The sequence below is a fragment of the Nostoc paludosum FACHB-159 genome (assembly GCF_014698835.1).
Taxonomy (GTDB): domain Bacteria; phylum Cyanobacteriota; class Cyanobacteriia; order Cyanobacteriales; family Nostocaceae; genus Nostoc; species Nostoc paludosum.
This window is the reverse complement of the sequence record NZ_JACJTU010000061.1, coordinates 26,140-36,853: the sequence shown is the minus strand read 5'-3', so window position 1 is coordinate 36,853 and position 10,714 is coordinate 26,140. Positions and strand designations below refer to the sequence as shown.

Sequence of the window (10,714 nt, the reverse complement as noted above, 5' to 3'; positions counted from 1 at the left end):
TTCAGTTGCAATTAATCCTGGCTGAAGCGTAATTATAGTTGCAGTTAATCCTGGTTTGAAAATCTCTTGATTGCAGGTTTGAGCGATTAGTATTGCAGGTCGTTACACTTAATAAAGTCACTGTATGTGGTTACTTCCTCACAAATTAGAGATAAAGCTTTACCCTCTGACCACAGTTTTTGTCGCCATTGGTCTTCACTGTAAGATGAATTATTGAAGGTTTTTAGCCGTTCTTCCAGTTCTTTAACGTAGTCGCGGATTTGCTGCTCGATATCCTCCCAAGAATGGTAACTTTCAACTCCTTTCCATTCTGCGCGGTTGCTATCAGGGTCAAGCACAATTACCCTGTAGCCTGCCTCTTTCTTCTTTTTGGCAACATAACGAGCCAGCCAAGATTTACCACCCCCTTGGTTGCCCCAGATGAGGGCAGTTTGTTTGATTAAATTCTGTACCCACGCCGTTTTATTCTCCTGTGGAGCGATGCCTTCGGCAACCTGACGGAACGCCGGCTGTTCTCCCCCAGTAACCTTATCGTTGGGGTCAATCGTCCCCTGTAGCGTCTGACTCCCTTGTAGATAGGGTGTTTTCATCTCACGCAACGTCTTTATGTACTCTGCTTTTTGTTCTTCGGTCATCCCTGCCGTTTGCGCCTCAAAAATAGCGTCAGATGCCTCCATCTGGGTAACTTCAATTTCAGTGTTGGCGTAAATCTCCGCTTTTTGGATATCCACAGTGCGGTCATTCGCTATCAAATCTAAGTCAGCTTGCAACTCAACTTCTTTGATAACAACGTCTCGGTAACTATCTAATAACTCAGCTCTAGCTGCCATCTCTGCTTTTGCAGTATCCCGTTTTTGGGCAATGTCTTCAAATACGGCTTTCTGCTTCTCCTCATACTGGCAGTGCCTCAGCATCCACCCAGCTAGCGCAAATCCCAGGAATCCCCCAAACGCCCAAAACGCCTTGTATGGGTTGGTCGCTTTCACCAGCCCGTTTACTCCCATAGCTGGGTCACGCACTACTTGGGGGGGCATTCCTTCACTCTTCCACTGTGACCAATAAAATGGGGTCATGCGAAAAGGACGGTTATCTTTGTCCTGGCATACCAATGTTTTCTGGGGAGTCCGAACGCAGAAGTAAATGCGATCGCTGCTAGTTCCCTGCCACGCCATTGCAGCCGAGCTAATTCCCACAGTTAAACTAAGCCCAATTGCAACAGCTTTTTTATCCATCGGCAATTGACCAAACCACAGCATTAAACCCGATTGTTGCGACTCGGATAACTGTTTATGTTTGTCAGTTAAATAATTCATTTACTTCTCCTACCACCAAATAGAAAAATCATTAATATCACTAGAAATATGACCACTCCTGCACCATCCATCCAACTTGAAGATTCAGCAGTTTTTGGCTTATATACCGACTCAATAGAAGTCTTAACTGTACTAGTAGAAATTCTCGATTCATTCCACTCACTAATGGGTTCATTGAGCGCACACAAGAGAGCTAATGATGCACTGCAACCAGTCATTAAATTAGTGACAAATTTGTTGAATCCTTCACCCGTTGCAGTGGCAGTAAAATACAGATGTGCAGTACCCACTGCAAGGAACATTCCAACTGGGTGAACTTGCAACAGGTGAAAGGTGAAAATCACTGCACTATTTAGACAACTGCCAGCGACAATCTCACAAGCATTACCAGCACGTCTAAATGTTCTAACTCGGTTATTTTCTGGTAATGGTTGCGGCTGTTCTGGTTGCTGTTGTTGTGATGGTTTTTCTGCCAGCCCTTCATACAAAAAAGGGCTGACGTTAGTTGATGAATCACTTTTTCTAACTAACATCAGCCAAGTCCTTATTAATCAATTAGTCATCTCTCGCCCAATTTCTGCCACAAGTTACCCAGCATTGCACCCCAACCTCTTACTGTTCCTGTCGCTGAAACACTCGATGATGGTGCATAACTAGTGTGTTGAATTGGTATTACTTCTTGTGGGGTTTGGTTTGGTGATAATGCCCTGGAACCAAACCTCGCACGGGCTAAAAGTTGTTGGCGTTTCTCTCTTAATCCCGTAGTAATTGCTTGACGTTCAGCTTGCACTGTTTGTCTATTTTCGATGCTGCTGATTTTATTTTCATGTCTCCACAATTCGGCTTGCAAATCGTGGTGTAATTGTGCAGCAACTTCAGCTAAAGCGTGTTTGCGTTTTTGGTCAATTCGCAATAGATCTGCTCTATCTTGGGCATCGATTTTACTCATTTCTGAATCAAATTCCGAATTGAGTTTGCGAATTTTGGCAATGGCAGTTGCAACATGAGAACCGTATTGTTTACGAAGTTCGACCCAGGTTACTTGCCCTTTGGTCAACTTCTCCATTGCCTCAAAGACGACCTTGGCGTTGTCCAGAAATGGTTCTAATCGGTCAGATAATTCTTGGGCATTATTCGCATAATCAGCGAACTGTTCGAGCTTGTTTATATCGGAGAGATAGCCCAGAATATCAGATTCAAACCCTCCCCATGCTTGTGCTTTTTCATCAATATGGCTTGCATGACCAACTACCGGATTACGTATTGCAAAGTCCATTGCGCTGTTCTCCTAATAAGGTATTAAGTCGTAGTTGATATCATCGTCGGATTCTGACACTTCATCCCAATAACCCATGTCTTCAAATCGGCTATAAATTCTCGTTGCCAATTGCCTTACGGGGTCGTCAAAATCTTCGGAAATTAAATCAAATCGGTTCTCACCAAATGCCAATATATTTGCAATGTCAGCATCAATACCATTACCCAAAAACTGACCAAATGCAGCAGAGTATGGGTGGTCATCGATGGTTGAATGAGTTGCTAGAAATTCAGTTCCAGTGAAGGGTGGGTAATCTTCAATCTCTTCTAAGGGTGTGTCAAGTGCCTCGATATCCGCTTCAATCATTGCCGCCCACTGTTCAGGATTTTCTACTTTGAACTGCTGTAGTCTAAGGGCAGAGTCGGTCAGGGGTGATTTGCCCCAATCGTTGGGATTTTTGTAGTCAAGTGTCATGCTGTAAGATCCAAATTGTGTGATGTACTTGATGCATTACTCAGTGGGCGATCGCTGTGCTTGCCGGCTTTTTGCGATCGCTCTCCCATCACTGAAAAAAGCCTTCTCTTGAAACGTCCACAGTTGAAGCTGTGGCTGACCATTGCAGAGTGTTGAAAAATTGGCTGACATCACCAAGTGTTACGTCACAATCCATCTGCAACCTTTGATATTGTGGATGCTGCCGAATTTGGGTTACTAATTGCTGGGCTTGTGCAATCAATTCTGGCAGTGGTTGAGTGTTCATAATTCACCTCAAAAAATCGATAATTGCAGTGATTCTTGGCTGATGACTCTCGCATTGGTACTCATACCTGTGACTTCATAACAGCGAGTAGTCAAAGCTTTGTGATTGAGCAGTAAATCAGCCTTCTTCCGTTGTCCAGATAGAGGGCGAAAGTGATACTTTGGATGTTGGATTGTGCCTGTTTTGAACAGATATTGATACAGCGTTCTATCAATCTGGTACACCTTGGAATTGGTTAGTAGGGTTGAGTCATAGACTCTGCTTAAATTATTCATTGCTGCCTCTATTGACTCCAAAAGAGTACAAATGATTATGCTTTTTGGCTGTCGTTGAAAGCATTTGTTTGTCCCTCAGCTTGGTTCAAGAACTGGATATCTAGAATCGCTTGATGAATCTCTAAAAGTGCTTGAATCGCATCACCCAAACGGAGGTCATTTGACGTAGTGAATCGCTCTGATGCCTCTAATTTCATATACTCTGGCGTTGCCCTTAACATCCTCAAACTCTCTTCGTACCCTTTGAGCATTGCTAAAATTTGCTCTACAGTTAAAACTTGCTGCATAGATATAAGCTCCAAAGAAACTAGGAATTGTGATGCAAGCTATTAGAAGGACTGGGCGGATTTTGAAAGCAAGCCACTGATAATCAGCCTCTAATTTGTGCCTATCATTGTCTGTTTTGGTTGACATACATTACTAATCCAACAGTAAATAATCCAACTCCCAAAGGCGATATACAAGCAGCTACACCACCAATTAGGGAGAGGGTAGCCACACCGGAATAAAAACAAACTTCAGTCAGTAAGTGCATTTTTCTTTCTCTCGAAATATTCAACAACAACGATAAGAAGCGACTGTCTGACAGTGCTAATCTGTAGGCAATATCTAGATATTTGCTGCTAGATTCATGATTTCTTCTAATGACTTCTGAGCAGTTCGTTGTTTCGGGGTAATCCCCCGTTGAGCTAAAAAATCGTTAGCATCAACTCCTTTGATGGAGTGAGCAGCAGCAGTTAACTCACCTGCCAACTCATCTAAGTAATCTTCTAAGCCATTTCTAATTGTGTTGGAGTGGATGTGAACGAAATTATTGACAACTGATTGTCCACTAATAAATGCCAGGGTAGAAGTAATTTTATCAATGGTCAACGTGTAGTTCCCGGCAAACTCAGTCAAAGCGTTTAATGCCCCATTGATAATTTTTTGTTGTTCTGGAATTGGCAGAGTATTGTTAGTTGATGGAGCAATCGCGGCTATTTCTTTTGTTTGTTCTTGTGAGGCTTTCTGTTTGAGAACTTGTGCCAAAATTTCAAACTCAGCAAAACTAATCTCTTTGAGGCTGTCAAAATCATCTGGATGCGATTCTTGTAGAGAGAATCTAATAATTTCTTCTGGCATTTCTAGCAGTTCGCAAACTTCTTTGATAGAAACCATATCTAGAGTATTCATGCTGCATTACCTCTGGTTACTTGGTGAAATTGGCTTTGAAATTTTGCTGGACTAAAATCTTCAGGATGCTTTTTGATATAGTTCTTTACCCGTTCAGCCGATTTGAGATTTTGCATTACTCGACCAATACGGGACAAACACCAAGATTGGTATGGTGATAACGGGCAAGAACGGTCTGTACTGCCATCGGCCTTGACTGGGTAGGCTTGGCGATAGCTATCTATGCGGTAAAGAGCTATACCGTCCCAACTGACCAAAGTTGAACGGGCAATGTTAAGAATTCTTGCAAGTTCAGATTTTGTAACATAACTTTCGCAGAACAGACCAGGGGAGTCTAAATCAAGTCCCCGTGAGGAATTTGACGCTTTCATAGAGCATCTATTGGTTAATGGTCAAATAGTGATTGATGGTCAGCATTAGATACTGACAAACATAAGACAAGCATCTGATAGTTACTGCTATAGTGTTAACTCCACACGCTAAAAGGGTTGATTTATATAGCTTTTCCTTACTCGGTGGACACAAATCAGTTAACGGTGGTTGCTGTTTTCCTGTCTTGTCTGTTATTGTAATCTATAGCTTCTGAAGCTGTCAAATAAAAACTATAGCTTCGGAAGGACTACACATTGAACAAGCTTCGGAAGATACTGGAGATATCTAATATCTTCTGAAGCTATGGGTCAAACCAAAAAAGCAAAGATCACTTTTACTTGCTCTCATGAACTAAGAGAAGAACTGGAAGCTATAGCCGAATCAGAGGATCGTACTTTGTCGAACCTAGTAGAGCGTTTGGTGACGAAAGCTGTACGAGAGTACAGGCAATCTTCTTCAACGGATGAAGGTAAGGGAGTAGCATGACCAATCAGAGGTACATCAACCGATTTCTTGAGTAATTTCAAGTAAAAATCAGATCTTATTAGATATTAGATGACCAGAAGTTCTGTAAAATCAGGCTATTACCTAAATGAAGCTTGTAAAGGAGGTAAATAACAAAGCACCAAAAACTAAAAAGACAAAGCGCAACTAAGTAGTGAACGCTTTGCCCGATATAAAAAACTAAATAATTTAAATACTGGGAAGCGGGGTTTATCTCTAGAAGACCAAATAAGTGGAAGTAAGTTGGAAGCTAATGACCACTGATTGGCAAAAGAGATCGTTCCGCGCTGCCTTCTCATATTATATGAGGTGCTGTGAAAATTAACATATTTTCACTTGGAATTTTGGCATTCATATTTATTATTTTTTCTGAACGCAGAAAAAAGCTTGAAGACGCAAAATAGTAAATCTCATAAATATCAGGTGTAGCAGCGCGTTAACCCCCTCGAAATGCTGAAAAACAGTTATTTGAGGGTAAATCTGTGATAAATAACAACAGCGCATTGGCAGAAAGTCAATGCCTTGCACCGAAGTTTAAATTCGCTGTCAACACTTGTGGCTCTAACAAAGACTGGGACTTTAAGAAACTTGCCGCCAACTTCCGGGACGTAGAAGGCACGATAGAAGATGTCCAGCAACACATTAAAGCTGGTCACGCTGTTTGTGCTGGCTTGTTAGATGGTAAATGGCGCAGTAAGGCTAATGTCATCGGTTCTCAATGGATACCTCTAGACATCGATAATTCCGATGTCGCCCGTGATGCAGAGGGCAAGCCGATTAAAGACGCTAACGGCAATTCTATCAAGGTTTACGATCCACAATTAACCATTGAAGAAGCCCTAGCCCATCCCTTCATTCAAAAACACTGCGCTTTACTCTACACCACTGCCAGCCACAAACCCGACTGGCATAAATTTCGGTTGATTTTCCTTCTGCCCCAATACGTTGAGGGTGCTGACACAGTAGAAGCTTGTACGCGCTCTCTCATGCAGCAGCTACCGCATGACCCAGCGTGTAAAGATGCCAGCCGGGTTTTCTACGGCAACACTGAAGCAGAATTTCTCATAGTCAATCCCGAAGCCACTCTACCATCTGAATGGGTAAGTGAAGCAATTGCGATCGCGCTTCAGGAGAGAGAGGAATACCAGCAGCGCATCCAAGAAATTGAGTCACGCCGTCAACAGTGGAGGGAGATTTCCGACGTTGAAGGCTGGGACACTGAGCAGCTAATCCAAAGCGCACTCTCATTCATTCCACCGCGTAGCCCTGGCAGTGGCAATTACGACGAATGCCGCCAAGTGCTGATGGCTTTGGTCAATCACTACGGGCCAACGGATGCCGAAATCATTGCTGAAAAGTGGTCGCCTTCCATTCCTGGTACAACCTGGAACATTCGCGCTAAGATTCGCAGTTTCCGCCGTGGGGGGATCTCGATTGGAACGCTGTTTCACATTGCCAAGCAGTACGGCTTTCGCTTTCCGCAACGGCAGTACGAACCATATCAACGCAACAAAGGGTTGATTAGCCGCGAACAGTGGGAGCTGGGGCAAGTCAGAGAGGACTTGACCAGCTTCAAAAATTTATTAAAGCAAGCGATCGCCCCCTTTGTTTCAGAGAAGAAAGGTTTTTCAAAACCGCCACAACCAAAGCCAGAACCCGAAATTACCGCCCCAGTACGCCAACTAATTGTCTACAAGCGCGGCAATATCCCACACAGGAACCAAGTTACAGGCGATATTTCTATTACTTGTAAACCAGAGGAGCATATTGCAGCATGGGTGGAAGCTATTTCCAAGGGCTGGAAAGAGATTTTAGATAATTCTCATCCTGGGTTGGGTAAATCTCACAATGCTGGTCAACTAACCGCCGCCCTTTTTGGGATTGAGAAACTAATTTACCAGGATGCCAACCACCGTAACCCCTCAACACTGCCCATTGAGGCTAACTTTGTTGACCTCCCTGTGCGGCACAATGGCTTAAAAATCGACCCCACCCGCACAACCCCAATGGGCGATCCCTTTCAATTGCGTCCAAAAGCAGGCGAAATTCCCGATACCATCGGCAATTGTCACAGAAGTTATTTATTTGAAGGCTTCCGTGACAAAAACTTTGTTAGTTTGGATTTTGAAGAAAGCTCTGTTAGCCCCATCTGTAACGGTTGTCCCCTCCAAAATCAGTGCCGTTTCGCTCATGGCTTGGGTTTCGGCTTCCGCTATCTTAAGCGCAGTACAATTCAAAACTTCTCCCAAATTCGAGCGCATCCCGACTCTACACCAGTTACCTTAACTAATGCGGCAGGTATTCCTTTTACAGTGGGTCGCATTTGGGAAGAAGCTGGTACACTCATTAAACCTGTGCGAGAAATTCAGTTGAGGTTGAAGGATTTTGACACTACCGCAGCCCAACTAGCTACAGGCTTACCGCCTGAGCAATGGGCAAAACTCCAGCCAGTTTTACAGTTTTTGCGCTCGTTGCTCACCCAAGACATTAAGCCCGATTCTCGCTATGGCTTTGATGATGCGGCATTAAGGACATTTTTACCTGAATTCCCCCAAGATTTAGATGTTGAAGGGATTCAGCAGATTGTAGAGCCTAATTTAGAATTTCTCTCTGACTTAGACTCTCTTGATATCCAAGCGGATCAACAGCTCTCTAAAAGTGCCGCCGCCCGTTTTGCTGCCAAACGAGTAGTTAAAGACAGCGCAAAAAAAGCGGGTAAGGATTTTCTAGAATTGCCCTTGTACTGGTTGCCTGATTTCCTCGAAGCTTGGAAGGGTGAAGGTTTCTTAGCTTGCAAATGGGGTGTAGTCAGCATTTACCGCCCTAACACCAAGCATCAAGACTTGACCAACTCCGCCCAATTTAATATCTACCTTGATGCCACTACCACGCCAGAGCAGTTGAAATTAAAGCTTAACTACCATGAACCCGTGCTTATAATCGAGCAGTCACGACCCGACTACAGCAATTTAAAAGTTGTCAATGTCACTGGGCTGGGTAAACTGTCCAAAAATCGCTCTCCTCTATTAACTGCCCGTGTTAACGCCCTTAAGGAAACCTTGCTCAAACTCCACAAGCGACTGGGCATCATCGAGTGGAAATCTCTTGCACAAGAGGCTATTGACCGCATTGAGTACGGTCACTTTGTCGATGGTCGTGGGGTTAATCGCTTTAGTGACGCTGACGCAATCGCTAGTTTTGGCATTCCCTACCAGAACATCGGCACGTTGGCAGCACATTTTCAGGTGATGACCGGTTTTAAGGTCAACCTTGAAGACAAGGACAGCATTTTTCAACAGTATCTCATTGAACTGGTTCAAGCCGAAATCATCCAAGAGATTGGGCGATTACGCGCTCATCGTCGCCCAGGAGAAAAGCTAACATTCTATTTCTGCGCTGATTATGACCTTAGTTTTCTCCTCACGGAACTGCCAGGAGTGAAATTAGAGGTTGTTGATGCCAGCGAACTTTGCACCGAAGCGGGTAGCCGAGATCAGCAAACCGGACACGCCATCGTCAAAGCTTTCACCCAGCTTTGGGAGTCGCAGCAGAAAATTGGCCAAACTGCGATTGCCAAAATCATAGACACTACTCAAGGTTGGGTAAGCCGATTTACACAGCGTTGGGGGGGCTGGGCTAGGTTCAAAAAATTATTACTCCTACTATTAGATAGTCTTCATAGCAGTAGTAATAAAAATTTTACAGACTTGAGTGATGAGGAAAGGTGGTTTGCCCGTGAATACTTCCCTACGCTGATTGATGAAGCGGAATCATCGCCTGAAGATGCCTTAACTCATATAGCTGAAGTCGCCACAGTCCTTACTGTGACCCAGTTGCGAAGAATTGTGGATTTCTCTACCCCTCAAGTTAAAGCTGACTTGTTGATGATTATCTTGCGTTGTCTGCCCACTGAGGTTTACTCAGGCTTTGCTCCAGTACAAGCCCACTGTAACCCGACAGTGACCTGAGAAAATTTATCGGTTTTCATTTCTACTGACCTATCAGTAATAAAAGATGCTCCAAATGATGATTGTGTACTTAATCATTGAGTGAGCGTCCCGTTCAGTATACCTTTCACGCTGCACCGAAGCCCCATATAGCATAATTGTATAAACATTACTGCTTTCTACGGTATTTGCAATGGGCATCTCGGCTCTATGCCGTCATCAACCACTAAATTAAATAACAAAAGCTCGTGATAAAGCTGAATTAGAGAACTCAACTGCATATCACGAGCTTTTTGCTGCTATGCCTGAAATAGGATTTTATGCGCGATAAATTTTATAAAAACAAAATTAACGCGATCAAGCCTAACGACTTTAAGAGGAGTACAATTTGGCAAATCAGCTTTAAAACAGATGCCATCACCGCAAATAAACCAGCAACAACTGATAACAGGGCTGCTACAAAACAGAAAATCAACCTCCATTTTCGCCAATTAAATTTTCTAAAAGACAGACTCTTCTTATAGGAACTTCTTCCTATAATTTCAACTCGACTTGGATGAGATATTGGGTAAAATGTATTTACCTTGGTACGGTTCTTTGGAGTCATAAGTCGGCTTCAGTAAAGAACTAAAAACTAAGCAAGCAAAAATTACCTGTGACTAAGTGCAAATTGGTCTCAGGCTTAGATTGGAGCCACAATGCTGAGTGCAAATTAGCATTGTGGCTCTTTTTGACATAACGCAATTTTATACGATTTTTCTGGCATCAACCTTACTGCTTTATCTTTGAGTATTGAATCAAGCAAAATCAGATGATAACGCGGTAATTCCCTCTATGACTGGGTTTGTGCATTTTTATTTCAAAAATAAGCCTACTCAAATTCATCAAAATCTATCATTCAAATCCAAGATATCTCGAAAAAAGACATACAAATTTTTTATATTTGAAAAATAAATAGTACCAGAATCTAAGCTTAAAACTTTAATTTTTGTCCTTAACAGACCTGGAAAAGTTTCTAGATCAATGGTTTCTCAAAAGATCAAGTTTCATCGTATAAATAGTTTTAAATCGTTTTTAGTTTAAAATCTAACCTGCGATAGAGGTGAACTATA

General features: G+C 42.9%; 12 protein-coding genes. 2 read left to right on the top strand and 10 right to left on the bottom strand.

Annotation, left to right across the window (positions count from 1 at the left end):
- Nucleotides 1–86: 86 nt before the first annotated feature.
- The 10 genes from H6H03_RS33950 to H6H03_RS33905 all read right to left on the bottom strand — a co-directional run bounded on the left by H6H03_RS33950 (nucleotide 87) and on the right by H6H03_RS33905 (nucleotide 5,150).
- Complete coding sequence (locus tag H6H03_RS33950) at nucleotides 87–1,313, bottom strand: hypothetical protein (protein ID WP_242058110.1); 1,227 nt, start codon at nucleotides 1,311–1,313, stop codon at nucleotides 87–89.
- Nucleotides 1,310–1,846 carry a hypothetical protein gene (locus tag H6H03_RS33945; RefSeq protein ID WP_190959418.1) on the bottom strand — a complete coding sequence of 179 codons (537 nt, stop codon included), beginning with the start codon at nucleotides 1,844–1,846 and terminating at the stop codon, nucleotides 1,310–1,312. The genes H6H03_RS33950 and H6H03_RS33945 overlap by 4 nt, the downstream gene beginning before the upstream one ends.
- 26 nt (nucleotides 1,847–1,872) lie before the next feature.
- Nucleotides 1,873–2,589 (bottom strand): hypothetical protein, encoded by a 717-nt coding sequence (locus H6H03_RS33940; protein ID WP_190959417.1) that lies wholly within the window; start codon nucleotides 2,587–2,589, stop codon nucleotides 1,873–1,875.
- A 12-nt stretch (nucleotides 2,590–2,601) separates the two neighbouring features.
- On the bottom strand, nucleotides 2,602–3,045 hold the full coding sequence (locus tag H6H03_RS33935) for a hypothetical protein (RefSeq protein ID WP_190959416.1): 444 nt from the start codon (nucleotides 3,043–3,045) through the stop codon (nucleotides 2,602–2,604).
- An 88-nt stretch (nucleotides 3,046–3,133) separates the two neighbouring features.
- Nucleotides 3,134–3,331: a hypothetical protein gene (locus tag H6H03_RS33930; protein ID WP_190959415.1), complete on the bottom strand. Its 198-nt coding sequence runs from the start codon at nucleotides 3,329–3,331 to the stop codon at nucleotides 3,134–3,136.
- An 8-nt stretch (nucleotides 3,332–3,339) separates the two neighbouring features.
- The gene (locus tag H6H03_RS33925; protein ID WP_190959414.1) at nucleotides 3,340–3,606 is read right to left on the bottom strand and encodes a hypothetical protein; all 267 of its coding nucleotides are present in this window, start codon (nucleotides 3,604–3,606) and stop codon (nucleotides 3,340–3,342) included.
- A gap of 35 nt (nucleotides 3,607–3,641) precedes the next feature.
- A complete protein-coding gene (locus tag H6H03_RS33920; RefSeq protein WP_190959413.1) occupies nucleotides 3,642–3,893 on the bottom strand; it encodes a hypothetical protein in 252 nt (83 codons plus the stop codon).
- Between the two features lie 104 nt (nucleotides 3,894–3,997).
- A complete protein-coding gene (locus H6H03_RS33915) occupies nucleotides 3,998–4,141 on the bottom strand; it encodes a hypothetical protein (protein ID WP_190959412.1) in 144 nt (47 codons plus the stop codon).
- A gap of 74 nt (nucleotides 4,142–4,215) precedes the next feature.
- The gene (locus H6H03_RS33910) at nucleotides 4,216–4,779 is read right to left on the bottom strand and encodes a hypothetical protein (RefSeq protein ID WP_190959411.1); all 564 of its coding nucleotides are present in this window, start codon (nucleotides 4,777–4,779) and stop codon (nucleotides 4,216–4,218) included.
- Nucleotides 4,776–5,150 (bottom strand): hypothetical protein, encoded by a 375-nt coding sequence (locus H6H03_RS33905; RefSeq protein ID WP_190959410.1) that lies wholly within the window; start codon nucleotides 5,148–5,150, stop codon nucleotides 4,776–4,778. The genes H6H03_RS33910 and H6H03_RS33905 overlap by 4 nt, the downstream gene beginning before the upstream one ends.
- 304 nt (nucleotides 5,151–5,454) lie before the next feature.
- Between H6H03_RS33905 and H6H03_RS41605 the strand changes: the two genes are divergently transcribed.
- Together H6H03_RS41605 and H6H03_RS33895 are read left to right on the top strand one after the other, a co-directional pair.
- Nucleotides 5,455–5,637 carry a ribbon-helix-helix domain-containing protein gene (locus H6H03_RS41605; protein ID WP_190959409.1) on the top strand — a complete coding sequence of 61 codons (183 nt, stop codon included), beginning with the start codon at nucleotides 5,455–5,457 and terminating at the stop codon, nucleotides 5,635–5,637.
- A 500-nt stretch (nucleotides 5,638–6,137) separates the two neighbouring features.
- Nucleotides 6,138–9,623 (top strand): PriCT-2 domain-containing protein, encoded by a 3,486-nt coding sequence (locus H6H03_RS33895; RefSeq protein WP_190959408.1) that lies wholly within the window; start codon nucleotides 6,138–6,140, stop codon nucleotides 9,621–9,623.
- The last annotated feature ends 1,091 nt before the right edge of the window (nucleotides 9,624–10,714 follow it).